This is a genomic window from Dyella mobilis (assembly GCF_016904945.1).
In the GTDB taxonomy this organism is placed as follows: domain Bacteria; phylum Pseudomonadota; class Gammaproteobacteria; order Xanthomonadales; family Rhodanobacteraceae; genus Dyella_B; species Dyella_B mobilis.
In genome coordinates this window covers 806,135-820,707 of sequence record NZ_JADIKF010000039.1, presented here as the reverse complement: position 1 = coordinate 820,707, position 14,573 = coordinate 806,135, and the positions used below count along the sequence as shown (strand labels likewise).

Annotated in this window: 17 protein-coding genes and 1 tRNA gene; 7 read left to right on the top strand and 11 right to left on the bottom strand. The window is 57.4% G+C overall.

Going from position 1 to position 14,573, the window contains the following annotated elements:
• The first annotated feature begins 44 nt into the window (after positions 1-44).
• From ISS99_RS14760 to metX, 3 genes are read left to right on the top strand one after another with little or no spacing between them, the layout of a single operon-like run.
• Positions 45-461, top strand: a complete 417-nt coding sequence (locus ISS99_RS14760) for a cytochrome c-type biogenesis protein (RefSeq protein ID WP_239538056.1) — start codon at positions 45-47, stop codon at positions 459-461.
• Positions 458-1,516 (top strand): tetratricopeptide repeat protein, encoded by a 1,059-nt coding sequence (locus ISS99_RS14755; protein WP_204632350.1) that lies wholly within the window; start codon positions 458-460, stop codon positions 1,514-1,516. The genes ISS99_RS14760 and ISS99_RS14755 overlap by 4 nt, the downstream gene beginning before the upstream one ends.
• A 51-nt stretch (positions 1,517-1,567) precedes the next feature.
• Positions 1,568-2,668, top strand: coding sequence for a homoserine O-acetyltransferase MetX (metX, locus tag ISS99_RS14750; protein ID WP_204632349.1), 1,101 nt, complete (start codon positions 1,568-1,570; stop codon positions 2,666-2,668).
• 50 nt (positions 2,669-2,718) lie between these two features.
• Here metX and ISS99_RS14745 read toward each other — a convergent pair whose 3' ends face one another.
• Positions 2,719-3,027 carry a hypothetical protein gene (locus tag ISS99_RS14745; RefSeq protein WP_204632348.1) on the bottom strand — a complete coding sequence of 103 codons (309 nt, stop codon included), beginning with the start codon at positions 3,025-3,027 and terminating at the stop codon, positions 2,719-2,721.
• A 140-nt stretch (positions 3,028-3,167) separates the two neighbouring features.
• On the opposite strand from ISS99_RS14745, the gene ISS99_RS14740 reads away from it, so the two are divergent.
• The 4 genes from ISS99_RS14740 to ISS99_RS14725 all read left to right on the top strand — a co-directional run bounded on the left by ISS99_RS14740 (position 3,168) and on the right by ISS99_RS14725 (position 4,864).
• Positions 3,168-3,749 carry a cysteine dioxygenase family protein gene (locus ISS99_RS14740; RefSeq protein ID WP_204632347.1) on the top strand — a complete coding sequence of 194 codons (582 nt, stop codon included), beginning with the start codon at positions 3,168-3,170 and terminating at the stop codon, positions 3,747-3,749.
• Between the two features lie 28 nt (positions 3,750-3,777).
• Positions 3,778-3,863, top strand: a tRNA-Leu gene (locus tag ISS99_RS14735).
• 264 nt (positions 3,864-4,127) lie between these two features.
• Positions 4,128-4,424, top strand: a complete 297-nt coding sequence (locus tag ISS99_RS14730; protein WP_204632346.1) for a type II toxin-antitoxin system RelE/ParE family toxin — start codon at positions 4,128-4,130, stop codon at positions 4,422-4,424.
• Positions 4,425-4,480: 56 nt separating this feature from the next.
• Complete coding sequence (locus ISS99_RS14725) at positions 4,481-4,864, top strand: addiction module antidote protein (RefSeq protein WP_204632345.1); 384 nt, start codon at positions 4,481-4,483, stop codon at positions 4,862-4,864.
• A gap of 214 nt (positions 4,865-5,078) precedes the next feature.
• Here the strand turns inward: ISS99_RS14725 and ISS99_RS14720 are convergent, their stop codons facing one another.
• From ISS99_RS14720 to ISS99_RS14675, 10 genes are all read right to left on the bottom strand, one after another.
• Positions 5,079-5,570 carry a demethoxyubiquinone hydroxylase family protein gene (locus ISS99_RS14720; protein WP_204632344.1) on the bottom strand — a complete coding sequence of 164 codons (492 nt, stop codon included), beginning with the start codon at positions 5,568-5,570 and terminating at the stop codon, positions 5,079-5,081.
• A 103-nt stretch (positions 5,571-5,673) separates the two neighbouring features.
• Complete coding sequence (locus tag ISS99_RS14715) at positions 5,674-6,405, bottom strand: DUF695 domain-containing protein (protein WP_204632343.1); 732 nt, start codon at positions 6,403-6,405, stop codon at positions 5,674-5,676.
• Between the two features lie 87 nt (positions 6,406-6,492).
• Positions 6,493-6,870, bottom strand: coding sequence for a hypothetical protein (locus ISS99_RS14710; RefSeq protein WP_204632342.1), 378 nt, complete (start codon positions 6,868-6,870; stop codon positions 6,493-6,495).
• A gap of 160 nt (positions 6,871-7,030) precedes the next feature.
• The gene (locus ISS99_RS14705; RefSeq protein ID WP_204632341.1) at positions 7,031-8,269 is read right to left on the bottom strand and encodes an ABC transporter permease; all 1,239 of its coding nucleotides are present in this window, start codon (positions 8,267-8,269) and stop codon (positions 7,031-7,033) included.
• 10 nt (positions 8,270-8,279) lie between these two features.
• Positions 8,280-9,590 carry an ABC transporter permease gene (locus tag ISS99_RS14700; RefSeq protein ID WP_204632340.1) on the bottom strand — a complete coding sequence of 437 codons (1,311 nt, stop codon included), beginning with the start codon at positions 9,588-9,590 and terminating at the stop codon, positions 8,280-8,282.
• 508 nt (positions 9,591-10,098) lie between these two features.
• Positions 10,099-10,551, bottom strand: a complete 453-nt coding sequence (locus ISS99_RS14695) for a hypothetical protein (protein WP_204632339.1) — start codon at positions 10,549-10,551, stop codon at positions 10,099-10,101.
• Positions 10,552-10,731: 180 nt separating this feature from the next.
• Positions 10,732-11,565 carry a hypothetical protein gene (locus ISS99_RS14690; protein WP_204632338.1) on the bottom strand — a complete coding sequence of 278 codons (834 nt, stop codon included), beginning with the start codon at positions 11,563-11,565 and terminating at the stop codon, positions 10,732-10,734.
• Positions 11,566-13,044: 1,479 nt separating this feature from the next.
• Positions 13,045-13,464, bottom strand: coding sequence for a hypothetical protein (locus ISS99_RS14685; RefSeq protein WP_204632337.1), 420 nt, complete (start codon positions 13,462-13,464; stop codon positions 13,045-13,047).
• A gap of 186 nt (positions 13,465-13,650) precedes the next feature.
• The gene (locus tag ISS99_RS14680) at positions 13,651-13,926 is read right to left on the bottom strand and encodes a hypothetical protein (protein WP_204632336.1); all 276 of its coding nucleotides are present in this window, start codon (positions 13,924-13,926) and stop codon (positions 13,651-13,653) included.
• 49 nt (positions 13,927-13,975) lie between these two features.
• Positions 13,976-14,374: a hypothetical protein gene (locus ISS99_RS14675; protein WP_204632335.1), complete on the bottom strand. Its 399-nt coding sequence runs from the start codon at positions 14,372-14,374 to the stop codon at positions 13,976-13,978.
• Between the last annotated feature and the right edge of the window lie 199 nt (positions 14,375-14,573).

Sequence of the window (14,573 nt, the reverse complement as noted above, 5' to 3'; positions counted from 1 at the left end):
CCTGCCGTACCGGCACTACCTGGATCGCCGCCCTCGCCACCCTGATGCTCGCGCTGTTGATCGTCAGCAGCACGGCATCGGCGCAGGCGATCGATCCGCTGCCGTTTCGCGATCACGCCGAAGAATTGCGCTTCCAGCATCTCACCAGCGAACTGCGTTGCCTGGTCTGCCAAGATGAAAACCTGGCCGACTCCAACGCCGACTTCGCCCGCGACCTGCGCCACAAAGTGTTCGAGCTGATGCAGGAAGGCCAGAGCGATGCGCAGATCAAGCAATACCTGGTCGATCGCTATTCCGACTTCGTGCTCTACGACCCGCCGGTCAACGCGCACACCTGGCTGCTGTGGTTCGGCCCCTTGCTGATTCTGATCGCCGGCGGTTTGGTGGTCGGCTACACCATCCGCAAGCGAAGCCAGGCCGGCACGCCTTCCGCACCGACCGACAATGGGGAAGATTGGTGAAATCGGTTTTCTACATAGCCGCCGCAGTGATGATCGCTGTGGCGCTGGCTTTACTGCTGCTTCCCTTGCTGCGGCATGGCCGCCGCACCGGCAGGCCGCGCAGCGTATTCGTGCTGATGCTGGTTATCGCACTGGTCGTGCCGGTGGGTTCGGCGCTGCTCTACCTCAAGATCGGCACGCCCTCCACGCTTAGCGGCGTAGCCACCCAGACGCAGACGGCCATGGACATCAACCAGGCCCTGGATCAACTGCGCGCACACCTGGCGAGCCAACCCGACGACGCACGCGGTTGGAAGCTGCTGGCGCAGGCCACCGAGGAAATGCAGCAGCCGGAACAGGCCCGCGACGCGTTCGACCACGTGCTCAAGCTCACCCCGAACGACACTGTCGCGATGGTGGGCTGGGCCGAAACGGATGCTTCCACACGCCCGGATCACCTGATCCAGGGCCGCGCCCGCAGCCTGCTGCAACAGGCGGTCAAACTGGAACCCGACAACCAGCGCGCGCTGTGGCTGCTCGGCATCAGCGATTACCAGCAAGGCCAATATGCCGATGCGGCCGCCACCTGGCGCGTGCTGCAACCGCAGCTGCAGCCCGGTTCCAGCGTGGCTCAGGCCGTCGCCAAGCAGATTGCCCTGGCGGATGCACGCGCCAGCGGCGCGCCGGCACCCGCTTCGAGCACGGCGGCGGCGCCAGCCAGTGCGAACGGCGTAGCCCTGCAAATCAACGTTGCGCTGGCGCCCGCACTGAAAACCAAGCTCGCGACAGGCGAGACTTTGTTCGTCTATGCTCGCGCCGAAAACGGCCCGCCGATGCCGCTGGCCGTGGCACGGCTCGACGCCAAGCAGTTGCCAACGAAGGTGACGCTGAGCGATGCGATGAGCATGCTGCCCTCGATGAAGCTTTCGTCGGTACCGCGCGTATTCGTGGGCGCACGCATCAGCCGCAACGGGGAAGCCATGGCCCAGGCCGGCGACCTGGAAGGCAATGCCGGTGTCGTGGCGACAGACAGCAAAACACCGATCAACATCGTGATTGATAAAGTACACGATTGATCGGGCAGACTCCCTGATTGCAGGGAGCTGCCATTTTTCTAAGGACAGGTCATGAGCGACGCACGCCAATATTTCCAACTGCCCTCGCCGTTCGCGATGAAACGCGGCGGCGCACTGCATGGCGCGCACGTGGCCTACGAAACCTGGGGCCGCTTGAACGAAGCGCGCGACAACGCCGTGCTGATTCTCACCGGCCTTTCGCCGAGTGCGCATGCGGCTTCGAACGATACCGACCCCACCCCCGGCTGGTGGGAAGGCATGCTCGGCCCCGGCAAGGCGATCGACAGCTCGCGCTGGTTTGTCATCTGCGTGAACTCGCTGGGCAGCGACAAAGGCTCCACCTGCCCGGCATCGATCAACCCCGCCACCGGCGAGCCTTACCGGCTGAGCTTTCCCGACCTGTCGCTGGAAGACGTGGCCCATGCGGCTCACGCCATGGTCGCCAGCCTGGGCATCGACACACTCGCCTGCCTGATCGGCTGCTCCATGGGCGGCATGAGCGCGCTGGCCTACATGCTGCTGCACCCCGGCAGCGTGCGCACGCACATCAGCGTCGACACCGCCCCGCAGGCGCAGCCGTTTGCCATCGCCATCCGCTCGCTGCAGCGCGAGGCGATCCGGCTCGATCCGCATTGGAACGACGGCCAATACGACGCCGCGCAATATCCCGATATCGGCATGAGCATTGCGCGCAAGCTCGGCGTGATCACCTACCGCTCGGCGATGGAGTGGAACGGCCGCTTCGCACGCATCCGCCTGGATCCGGAACAGCGCGAAGACCAACCCTTCGGCTTCGAATTCCAGGTGGAGTCCTACCTGGAAGGCCATGCGCAACGCTTCGTGCGCACCTTCGATCCCAACAGTTATCTCTACCTCTCGCGCGCCAGCGACTGGTTCGACATCAGCGAATACGGCAACGGCCACGTGCAGGAAGGCCTCAAGCACATCCACATCGAGCAGGCCCTGGTGATCGGCGTCAGCACCGACATCCTGTTTCCGCTGGAGCAGCAGGAACAGATTGCCGAAGGCCTGGAAGCGGCCGGCGCAAAGGTGGAATTCGTGGCACTGGATTCACCGCAGGGCCACGATGCGTTCCTGGTCGATATCGACAACTACAGCCGTGCCATCGGCGGGTTTCTTTCACGCCTGTAGCCAACCGCACCCGTGCCATTCCCGCTTTCTCGGGAATGGCAGCGATGAGGTCAAAGCGGCATCGGCTCGAACTCCGCGAACATCGCCTCCGCCTCGGGCAACTCGCCCAGCGGCACGTATTCGCAGGTATTGGCGAAGCGCTCCCACAAGTCCGCCACGCGCGAGCTGTTGTGGGCCGCCTCGATCGCCCCGTGTTCCCACTCGAACACCTCCACGATCGTCCCATCCTTGGCCCGCATGGCCTGGGCCGGCCGCTCGGTCACCAGGCCCAGTGTGCGCAGGCATGGCACGTGCTCGCGAACCAGCGCCTCCAGCGCCCCCGCACACCCCGGCTTCGGACGGTAAGCTACAATCACCATCGTACCCATGGATCCCCCCGTTGGGCTTGATCAGGCATTGATCGATAAGGAAGGCTAGCAGAGATGCCTCGCCGAGGCTTCAGCCGGTTCGTTCTGTCATTCGGGGTTGTCTGCGGCCCCCAGATTTACCCGAGATCGCCATGCTCACCACGGAATTCCCCGGCTGTCAGAAGCTCATCCACGCCATCGACGAAGCCGTCGCCAAGGGCTCCACGCCTGCGATCACCGACAGCCTGCGCAACAGCCTGTGCAAGCTGATCCGCAACCAGGAAATCGTGCTGCCCGCCTGCGTCTTCGAGACCGCCGAGAACCGCTACGCCCGCCGCGAGCTGTACCACAGCGACGACCTCGGCTACTGCGTGGTGGCCATGACCTGGGGCCCCGGCCAAGGCACCCCCATCCACGACCATTGCGGCATGTGGTGCGTGGAAGGCGTGTGGAGCGGCGCCCTGGAAGTGGTGCAGTACGAGCGCCTGCCCGACGAGGACGGCCTGTGCCAGTTCCAGCCGGTCGGCTCGATCCAGGCCGGCCCCGGCTCCGCCGGCAGTCTGATCCCCCCTCACGAGTACCACACCATCCGCAACGCCAGCGATGACGCCGTGGCCGTGAGCCTCCACATCTACTCCGGCAACATGACCCACTGTGCCGTTTTCCAGCCCAAGGGCCAGGACCACGGCTACGAGCGCTCCGACCGTCAACTGAGTCTCGACCCGGTCCACTGAAACCTGCATAATAGGCGTTCGCTCACGTGCCGGTGTGGCGGAATGGTAGACGCGGTGGACTCAAAATCCACTGGCAGCGATGTCGTGTAGGTTCGAGTCCTATCACCGGTACCAGTGACGAGTTTCAAGCAGCAACGAAACTCAGTAAGCCGAAAAGCCCGCAGTAGTGCGGGCTTTTTTGTGTCTGAAATCCCGCAAGTAACCTCGTGAGCTCGCGGTAAGCTGATGGCACTCATCGGCAATTTTGATCACTTCTGCACGAAGTGCCCACCACCGTCGTAATTCCATCTCAGCGGAGCAACATCACCGCTTGGCCGAAATAGAAGGCTGGCCGTCGTCACATTGACACCATGTATCCATATGGATACATTTTTCCGCATGTACGCGATCCAGCAATCGGACGAATTCGCGGCTTGGCTCAAAGGTCTACGGGATCAGACCGCAAAGGCTAAGGTTATCGTGCGCATCAAGCGTCTTGCCGAGGGCAACCTAGGAGATGCAAAGCATTTCGATGGCATTACGGAACTGCGCATCGACTATGGACCTGGTTACCGGGTCTACACGGCAAGGAAGGGCAATACGGTCTATCTGTTGTTGTGCGGTGGCGACAAATCGAGCCAAGGCAAAGACATTCAGAAAGCAAAGAAGATTTTCGCGGCGAATGTAAATGCCTGACCACCGCTCATGACGGCACAAATCAAGTCCTCTCACGATTAAATAGGAGCTGGGCCATGCCTACAAAATTCTCGGCGTTCGACGCTGCCGAATATCTCGACAGTGACGAAGCCATTGCAGCCTATGTGAACGAAGTCATCGCGACGGGCGATGATGATCTCTTTCTGTCCGCGTTGTCGGACGTTGCGCGTGCGCGCGGCATGTCTCAGGTTGCCAAGAACAGTGGCCTGGGTAGAGAGAGCCTTTACAAAGCGCTCAAGCCTGGTGCAAAACCGGGATTCTTTACCATTGCAAAAGTGGTTACTGCGCTTGGCGTAAATCTTCGGCTGGTCGTTGAGAGCACCAAGCCAAAGCCCAGGAAAGCGACCCGAAAAAGTGTGGCAAAGAAAAAAAGCGGCAAATCCGCTGCTACTTCATCACGGAAGCGCGCGGCTGCTTAACTCAGCCCTTCCGCAAAATGATCCGATACAGGGATGCGCGCGCTTTTTGCCGCCCTCACGCGATCGCTATTGGCAAACATCCGAACTGATGACGGTTGACCATGAAGGCTAATTAACGAGGCTTCCCGCTCCGGCCAAGATTGTGAAGCCAAGGAGGTTTCAACTGATCAAGGAAAGTGCACCATCACCAGAGATCCAAGCAGTTGGAGGAAATCTAAAGCCTCATTCCAAGCCAAATTACAGACTCTGTAGCCAAGGCTACAACCGGGCGCAATGTTCGACACCAAAAGCTTTCGCTTGAAACGTGTGCAGCGGATCGATCATGATGCTCCCTTTCCTCCGTAACTATCACGAAAATTGCGGAAACCGCCGCTTCGTCAACACCCCGAAGTTGCTCCAATTGCTGTTCCAAATGCCTTAGCACCACACTTTCAACCGCAACCGTTGTCGCGGCTATTGCTGAATGCCCCAGTAGCCCCGTAATTAAGCCGAGCAAGAATCCACCAGCGCCGCAGAGCGCATAGCTTTTGCACCGTGGCCGCCCCCGACGCTCAAGTTCAGCGGCAAAAATGGCCCGGTGACGACGTTCATGCGACCTGAATTCCGTAAGTTCTGGAACGAGGTCGCGTGCCCGCAATCGAGCCATCCAAATCTGGCCGGTATAGATGGAAATCGCGCCAAACTCGCCCGCGTGGTTCACCTTCATGATTCGGCTTCCCAGATCCATCTGTGCTCGCACTCCAATGCGCTTCCTCGGGCCTGTGAGGTCTGTACTTGAGTCGAAAACGGGCCTCCCACACAATAGACTCTTACTTCACGATGGAACAACCCCATCCATCGTATTCGCCATTGTGCCCCAGCGCGGCTCCATGCAACTCAATCGTGACCTCGTCCATTCGCGATGGTTGGTCGACCCTGTCAAATGCAACGTCAAATTGTTCGCCAGATGCACCAGTCGTGTGCGATATGTTGTAGCCATTCGAGCGAAGATATGAAACAAAACCATCGCTTCCACTTTGCGTTTTAAAGATAGCAAAGTGATCGATTTTCCTTGGCGCTTCAATTTGATCACCGTGTTCTCGTAACTTATCTATCAAATTACGGTTGCTAATCCGCTGAAAATCCTCTGCAGACGGATAAAGAAAGTTCCAGTAGACGGACCAGTCCGCGTCAGCGCGAGTGCCGGTTTCAAATTCATAATCAGGCCATTTGGCCATGGCGTTCCGAAGAACCGCCTCAATGGTGCTGTCGTCTGTATAGAAGTAGAAGTCGCGGTGTCCGCCACACGTATTCCGCCCGACATAGATCGACCGTCCGCTGTGCCCGATGGACTCGGAAACGCCGTCTTCGAGCGCGATTAGCGCCTCATATTCGTCCTGACTGGACAACCCATCCGGTCTCGGCTGTTGCATGCGAACGCTTAAAAATGCCAAATTCGGAAACTGGACTAACGGTGCCCCACTGGCAATTCCAAGGTCAACGAAGATCGATGCCGGCATATCGTCGACTAGCAGACGGTAGAAATCCCATTGGTCTGACATTTGCGTTTCCCTGTCGAATGACGATACTGAATAATAGCGCCGGCGGGCGTGCCGTCCCGGCGGAAGCCAGTGTTGCAAACGTACCCGTCAGTTCGTCCGATAGATACCGTAAGGGCCATTTACTGTGCCGAAATACGGCCCCTGCGCGTGCTTCAGGAAAAACAGATATGTTGCACCAACTTTGCAGCAGATTGGATTTTCTTCCGCAATCGGCCCATCGAACAGAACCAGGATCTTTGAAGTTTTAGCGCCATTAAGTTGTTCAACGATTTTGATGGCCGCACAACTGTACATTTTCAAACAATTGGTCAGCGAAACAGATGTAACTTTACCAATTACAACCACGTCAGAGTTGGCAACCTTTTCCCCCAGCGTAACTTCGTCGTATTGATTCGCCGAGGCGGTCGTGGACCACGAGCCCATCGCCGCAGCCAAAGCAAGAATGTGCAATATTCGTCTCTTCATAGCTCATCCCTGATGTTTCGTCTCGGATCATACTCGTGCCAACAAAACCCGAATACGCCGCAGGTGCACCCAGCGGCCAACGCCGAATGATCAGTTGGCGCCTTTCGCGATGCCGAGATCTTAAAAGTGAGCACGCCCTGGCGGGTGCACGCATTGCCACTCACACCGAGCGCGTCGCCTCCACCGGCGGCACACGCGACGCGCGCAACGCCGGTGCCAACGTCGCCGCCTGTCCCAACAGCAGTAGCACGACAGCGCCAAGCAGCACATAAAGCGGCGAGACGCGCTGCATTTCGAACCGCATTACCAGCCACTGGCTGAGGCTGACAGCCAAAACCGTCCCCACCACCAGCCCGCCCACGCAGATCACCAGGTTCTCGGTAAGGAAGTAAGAAAGAATATCGTTGCGCGTAGCACCCAGGGCGCGCCGTACGCCGATCTGCTTGCGACGCTGCGCCACCCAAAAGCTGGTGAGCCCAACGATGCCGGCCGCGGTGATCATCAGCAACAGCAGGCAGATGGCGCCCATCATCAGTGCCAGTCCGCGGTCGTCCTTGTAGGCTTGTGCGCGCACCTCCGCAAAGGTGCGTACCCCATCATTTTCAGCATCGGGAATAATGCGCAGGCGATTGATCTTGAAAAGCGCGTCGGGCGCCGCCTTGGTCAGCGTATCCAGTTGCCCGGGTTGAGTGCGTATCAGGTAGGCGTTGGCCTTGTCGACAAGCACCGTCGGGTCGAGCAGGACGTAATTGTAAGTCGCATCAGTCCAGGTACCTGCCGAGAACCCGGCCATATTGCCGGTGATGCCGACAATGGTGCTGGGCGTTGCGGAACTGCCCACATAAACAGGCTTGCCCAGCGCCGATCCGTCCGGATAAAGACGCTCGGCCAGCGCCTTGGTGATGATGACCACCGAAGGCGAAGAAAGGTCGTGCGAATCCAGCATGCGCACTTCGTCGGCGCGGAAATTGCGACCGGCGATCAGCTTGGCGCCCAGTACCGACAGCACGTGCTCGTCACCGAAGAAACGCGCCGCATCAATCGCCCGGCTGGGATCTTCCGGCTTGATGCTCAGGTTGGAGTCCCAGCCGCCGCCACGTAGCGGATAGCCATAGCTCACCGCCACGTCCTGCACGCCCGGTAGCTGTCGCAAGGCTTGCATGTCCGTGCGAATCAGTGCGCTGAGATCCGCCCCTTTGGCGTTGGTCCATTCGTTGCGAACCGTCAGCAGATTTTCTTCGATGACGCCGGTAGGCCGGTCCACGCGCGTAACGCGCTGATGAATGATAAACAGCGCATTGCAGACGATCGCCAGGGTCAGTGCGATCTGCAAACCGATCAGCAAGGTGCCGACCTTGTGGCGCTTCAATGCGGCAAGAACAGGAGTGATCTGCAGCATGCACGTACTCTCAATTGGTTTTCAGCTGCCAGGCGGGCTGCACTTTCGCCGCTCGCCAGGTGGGATAAAGCGCCGCCAGCACCGCGGCCAAGATGGCCACGCCCAGGGTCGACGCCATCAACTTCAGATCGACGGTGGCCAAGCGCGCGACCCGCGCGTCGAAGACCAGGCCGATGCTCCACACACCCACCCCAGTCAGCAGCAGGCCCAGCACGCCCCCAGCTAGGCCGATCGCCGCACCTTCGAGCAGGAATTGCGCATAGATGGTGCGGCGCGATGCCCCCAGGGCACGACGCACGCCGATCTCCGGCGCGCGTCGCAGGAATTTGGCCAGCAACAGGCCCACGGTGTTGACCAGGCAGATCAGCAAAAAACCCAACGATACGTAGAGCGAAAGCGAAGTTTCCGGCGGCACCACGTGTTCGTGATCCAGCCATTGCGTGACGTTGCGCAGCCAGATATTGGGCGGCCACTCGAAGCGACCCACGCGCTGTTGTTCGGCAGCGTAATCCTGCAGGTACTGACGGTAGGTCCGGGCATCGGCCGTGCTCGGCAATTCGACCCAGTGCAACAGCCAGACGCAATCGGAGTGCAGAAATGCATCCCAGCCGTTGCCGTTATTTTCGTCGGGGCAGTCCGTATTGCCGGCCGTGATGAGCTGCTGGTCGACGGCACGGCTCATAGGGATAAACAACTGGATCGGATTGCCAAACGGTCCCACGCTGATCGGATCGAAGAACCGCGGTTGCGGGTCCCAGCTGTCGATCACACCGGTAATGCGGTATTCCTGCCCATTGAGGTCGATCTGCTGCCCTACGCTGTTGACGCCATGGAACAGGCGTTCGTTGAGCGCGCGCCCGATCACCACTACCGGCGTTCGATTCTGATCGTCGGAGGCAGACCAGCCGCGGCCATAGAGAAAAGGAATGTCGAACATCTTGAACGCATCGGCATACATCGCGTAACTGCTCGAGCGAATCGGCCGAAGATCCGCATTTGCAGGGATCACCGACAACAATACCGGATAGAGGGAAGTCTCCCTGATCGCCTTGTGCGTCTGCTGCAGAGCCAGCGCATCGGTGTAGTCCAGCTCATCCGGCGGCTCGCCTTTCTTATTGTGCTGCGGCCCGTAGTTGTCGATCTGCACCGCGTAAAGCTGTGAAGCTTTTTCCGGTATCGGATTTCCCGACACGACGCGGAACACCGAATACGCGGTCATGGAAGCCGCAACGCCCACCCCGATCGCAATCACCATCAACGCGGTGAGGATAGGATTGCGGCGCAGGCTGCGCAGGCCCAACTGAAAGTAGTAAGCGAACATCCGGTGTCACTCGATGGCACGTCTCCCAGTCTTGTATGCAATCGACGGGCCATCGAGCGCCGCGATCCGCACCGTTCGAATTCAATCAGTTAGGGCGTGTCCATCGATACGATCGCCTGTCCGCGGACACCGCCGAGCGGACAGGCGGACAGAGGCGTGGCTCCAACAGGCGCCTACTCAAAGAGACATGCGCATGGGCTCATCCCCTTCCCTTTCATGCACCGGATAACCCATCAAAGCCAGTATTCGTCCCTAGCCATCCGCGTCATAGTCCATCACGACGACCCAATCCGATTTTTCTACGCGGTACCCGCGTGCGTTAATGAGGTAATCCGTTACGGCGCGCACGTGGGCTGCCCCGTACGTGATGACGACCAACCGCGGCTCGTCCGCCCGGGCTAACGAGGCCTCGATCATACTTATCAATCGATTATCCCTGGTCTCAATGAACGCCTTTTCAAAACCCGGAATGGTGTCTTTATCAAGAACTTCGTCGCGGCTCTCCAGATCATCCAGCGTAAGGCGCTTTGCCAGCGATCTCCTGGTCGCGGTCACATAGAGCCACGCTCCCAAAAGGGGGGGTAAGTGTCACCACCATCAAGCGAAAATACCAAGGAATTTTCCGCCAATCGGCGTCGAACTCACCGCTGCTTACGTCACCCCAGATTAAACGGGCAGACAAATCTTGCAATCGCAGAGCTTGCCCCTGGGTTACGAGCCCAAGACGCCGCCGCCGGGTAACCCATCGATAGCTGGTCGTCAGCAAAGCTGTTCGAGCCGAGGCAACACCTTCGAAAATAATCTCGTCGCAATCGGCGAGCGCCGATTGAATGGCGTGGTAATAACGCTCCGTCCCGATGTGAATCATGGGGAAAATCAGGAATTCGACTGGGTTGTTCTGGCTCTTGAGGCGATAACTGGCAGAACGAAGTCCGAAGACACTATTTTCAATAAACTGCAAAGCGAAACTCCTTCGTTGACGGTGCGCGAAGATCGGGGGCCAGATTGGGCAAGGTCCACGTTTGATGATCTGCGGCGTGAGCCCAACCTTGATCCATCATCACTGTGGTCTACCAATTTAACCCGATTCCGATCTTGCCCTTGGAAGGGCACCTCAGCTTCACTTCAACGAGCGGAGTCATCATTGGTACGGCGCCGTGAGTGCTTCGAATGTCATTGGTGAAAAATCATGCAACAACTTCTCACCGTGCAGCCCCTTGGCGTCAAGCCTCCCAGAATGCAGGCACCCTTTGGCGGCCCAAATCAATCGAGCACCATCAAGTTCTGCCCACTCCCAATCCAGCTTCGGAACAACCTCTTCAGTTCGAGAGTTGAAAAGCTCGTGAGTATCGAAATAGACGCCGCGACCCGCTAGACGGCCCAGGCTGGTGTGGGCTCGCTTACGGAGAGTCCAGTGATTGTTGACACGCTTTTCAAAAACAGTCATTTGCCCTCCCTTTCCATCTGGCGCCGAGTATTTTAGTCGCCAACCATCACGTTGCAGACGGATGTAGTACACACCTGGGCACTCTCCACCGTATTGCTCGTGCCATGGAAACTCGGTGGATCTTTGTAGGCTTTGATCTTCCTTTTGCAGTTCGTGCCCAAGCCCATCATTCAACCAATAGTCGGTTGGCGTGCGAAAGAGCCCACCGCCATGCCAGCAATCGCCCTTTGCAAAGAGTGAGACGGCCTTCAAGTAGGGCGCCCTCGAAATGGCAGTCCACGCACCTTTTTCAGCGGAGTCCCAACGTCCATTCATTGCAAAGTAGATCAAATGCTTTCCATTGGGGGAGAGATCGCAGCGACGCTCGTAGATTCGACCGTACAACCATTGCCCAATTTTGAATTTATCTGTCTTTCGGTCCCACCCGATGAGAGCGGTGTGGCGCGACGGGCCGCGGCGGATTACTACCGCAACGGAAGTGTCGCGAGCCAGTAATACGTGGATTCGAGGAGGGATCGGTCGTTGCACTTTTAGCACCTACCCAAGGTCAAGTGATTGAGCAGATACCACGGACTTTTCGACGCCCTCTTTGGATAGGTGGCCATCAGTTCATCACCAGGGCCGCGACATTGAGTCGAAAGCGGATTTCTTTGGCTGGGGCCACGACGTGCTACGTCATTGGCCACGATTTGGACCTTACGCACTATGGACTTCGCCAAGCACCTTTCCAATTGGCTTGAAGCACCAATCTAGCTGGCTCGGACGTATGAATGCGAAATGTCGCGTATCCGGTCTCCCCAGCTTTCAAATCCGGGTATATGAGCCGAACGCGTGATCCAAGAATCTTTCCCTTGAAATTCCGCTCTACAAAGAAAACTTCAGCCGGCAGCGGCCCCTTACCGTTATAGGAGACTTTGCAGGTAAGTCCTGAAATCCACTCGCAGTCGTGAAACACGAAAATTCGGGCTAGTGAAGCGTCCATCATGATGTTAGGCGTAGAGTCTTGGGCCGATGCGTATCCGCAATAGCTGGCGCATAAAACTGTGGCCGCCAGACGGAACAAGCCACACATCCCACGTTTCGACATCCCCCAAACAGAATGAGCCCGGTCATCCATATCCTTGTCTTCCATCGCAATATTCACCTCAATTGCCGGGCAGTTTGCCTCGGACGGGAGGCGAAAACCGGTGTCAGCATGCACGTTCTATCACTAGCATAAGATCACTACCAGTAGGCAAGTGCACTCCGGCCTTGGCCTGTCCCAAACCACTCGCCCATCCCGCGTACTTTTCCCCCGGAAACACGCACGCATCTACTTCACAAACGTCCAAATTCGCACAGGGTCGAAAGCAGATATTATTGCGCAAGCGCACAATTAAATTTTCGCGTGACTCCATTGACAAAATAGAGAGATAACTCGGCAAATCCCCCGCCTGCCCACCCGGGTTTGGCACTTCCAAGAAAATACGTCCATTCACTGCTCCCTTTCCCGGCGGATGGCGCATTCTGCACAAGGTCTGGCGTCCCCCAAATAGCAACAAATCTTTGAGCTCGAATTCCGGTGAGCGACCTCATATCGCCAGGGCAGTAGAATGTGGGCGCATCACCGACAGGCAGCGATCGGACGTACTTCAGTTTGGCGCACACATCTAACAGAACATTTGATAGGTCATGCCCATCGTACATAGCGCATTCAGTCGAGCTGCTCGGCTTCGGTCGCCTCGAAAACTTCCCATCACTGATGGCATCAAAAGCAACATCCACCTTCCGTTGTCGGCACGTTTTGTCACAGGATGGTGTTTGTGCAACTGACGAGGTCGTCTGCCCAGTAACCGCAGAGGCGAAACCGCATAGCGCAAAAAACAAAATGACTCCAAGCAACCTGAAGAACATGTAGTCTCCACCATCATATCTGTCGTCAATTTCCGCTCTAGTGTGCGACTTCAGCCGGTCAGCACAACACATTGCTGGAATCGCTCGGCCTGCGTCTCATAGCCGGCTCCGCAGTCATTTACCCTGACTCAAGTTGAAGTACCCAAGTGGAGTGGTTCCTCCCGGCCCTAGACTGAAGTAGTCGCCCCTTACCGAGGCTCCTCCGAGTGCGCCTTGGAGCCAAAGGTATGCATCGCATACCTCGTTGCGACCAATCGTCAATTTCCTGTCATCAACTTGATATGAAAGTGGATCTGCCGTTGGGAAAAAGTCCTTTTCCTTCGCCGTCGCTGAAATGACTCTCAGGACCTTCCACTCGCCACCCATACAAGATGCTGCATTCTCGTTCGTGAACTCAACCCTGAGGGTGGCAACGACATGGTGTTCGGTATTCTCGACGGACAGCGTCCACTGGCCGGAAATGTCGGTGCTGCAAGCTGCATTAGAAGCCAGGAGACTGGCCAGAATGAACATTGATCGAAGAAGTGATTTCATCAATGAGGCTCCGCTACTAAAGAGACATGCCAAGGTCCAATTCTTGACTGTCCGCGTTGATTTGAAGCCGCTGAAAACGCCGCGATGGAGGTACAATGGGGCACATAACGCCTGCCTATTGCCGACAAAAACGAACGGTTATACCCCCTTTATTTCGCCTAGTCCGCTCTGGGTCGAAAGCGGACCTTAAGGCTCAGACGGTAGCAGACCATTTATTGCGAGCAATCGCGCCAGAACGTAGTGACCGAAGGCCGCTAACTCTTCTTCGGATAGATCCAACGAAGACAGTTCCGCCTGCTCGTAGTCCTTGAACGTCACGAAGACTTCGTGCCGCCACGGCCCTGATTCACCGGGCGCTAGATTTCTGACATCGTCCAGCACTACTCGAAGGTGGCCGTCGGACATCCTCAGCAGGCTGCAGGTGACGCCGCGCTCGCCCCTTTCTTTGTCACTGCTATCCATGCAACCTCCTAGTCAGCCTCGGATGTCTGCCATCGGTCGAAAGCGAGCACTAATCTGCACCCGTAAGGCCCTGGCCTTTGAAATGATCACGAGCCGCTTTGAAACCAAATAGATAAATTGAGCCGATGACAACCCAAATCAAAATCCCCAACAAATTACCCTTATCAAATGGCAGAGGATCTGGCGCCAACCAAATAAAATGAACAATTTTAAAAGGAAGACACTGCAAAACCGGTAAAACAACCAGTGCATTCCTCGCCCACACTTGCCGACGAACGATACCGAATCCGATCACAAGCATAAGTAAGCCGCCCAACAACACGGCGATAGCCATCCGGGTTTGCCAGAGATCACTCCATTCTAACGTTCTTTCGCCTACGCGAAGGTTCGAAAAACCTGGAATAAGTGCCCCTGCGAGGAACATTGCTCCAATAAATATGCTTGCCAACGCAATAAGCCGAAGTGGCTTTGGCCGCGGAAGGTGAAACGTCTGTCTCGACACTTAGATCCCCTATCGATATCCAATCGCGTCTTACGGCATGTCAGCTCTGGGTGGTGGACATTCCGCAGTAACCAATCCTAGTTACCTGATCACCCTCCCTAGTGTGAAATTTGCGATGTTCCAATCTCGAACTTGCCCGTCGGAT

Excerpts from the sequence above, each read along its gene's own strand:
- ISS99_RS14700 (WP_204632340.1), bottom strand. The coding sequence starts at position 9,590 with ATGTTCGCTTACTACTTTCAGTTGGGCCTGCGCAGCCTGCGCCGCAAT.
- ISS99_RS14685 (WP_204632337.1), bottom strand. The coding sequence starts at position 13,464 with ATGAAATCACTTCTTCGATCAATGTTCATTCTGGCCAGTCTCCTGGCT.
- ISS99_RS14730 (WP_204632346.1), top strand. The coding sequence starts at position 4,128 with ATGTACGCGATCCAGCAATCGGACGAATTCGCGGCTTGGCTCAAAGGT.
- ISS99_RS14740 (WP_204632347.1), top strand. The coding sequence starts at position 3,168 with ATGCTCACCACGGAATTCCCCGGCTGTCAGAAGCTCATCCACGCCATC.
- ISS99_RS14725 (WP_204632345.1), top strand. The coding sequence starts at position 4,481 with ATGCCTACAAAATTCTCGGCGTTCGACGCTGCCGAATATCTCGACAGT.
- ISS99_RS14715 (WP_204632343.1), bottom strand. The coding sequence starts at position 6,405 with ATGTCAGACCAATGGGATTTCTACCGTCTGCTAGTCGACGATATGCCG.
- ISS99_RS14760 (WP_239538056.1), top strand. The coding sequence starts at position 45 with ATGCTCGCGCTGTTGATCGTCAGCAGCACGGCATCGGCGCAGGCGATC.
- ISS99_RS14680 (WP_204632336.1), bottom strand. The coding sequence starts at position 13,926 with ATGGATAGCAGTGACAAAGAAAGGGGCGAGCGCGGCGTCACCTGCAGC.
- ISS99_RS14720 (WP_204632344.1), bottom strand. The coding sequence starts at position 5,570 with ATGAAGGTGAACCACGCGGGCGAGTTTGGCGCGATTTCCATCTATACC.
- ISS99_RS14705 (WP_204632341.1), bottom strand. The coding sequence starts at position 8,269 with ATGCTGCAGATCACTCCTGTTCTTGCCGCATTGAAGCGCCACAAGGTC.
- ISS99_RS14710 (WP_204632342.1), bottom strand. The coding sequence starts at position 6,870 with ATGAAGAGACGAATATTGCACATTCTTGCTTTGGCTGCGGCGATGGGC.
- ISS99_RS14745 (WP_204632348.1), bottom strand. The coding sequence starts at position 3,027 with ATGGTGATTGTAGCTTACCGTCCGAAGCCGGGGTGTGCGGGGGCGCTG.
- metX (WP_204632349.1), top strand. The coding sequence starts at position 1,568 with ATGAGCGACGCACGCCAATATTTCCAACTGCCCTCGCCGTTCGCGATG.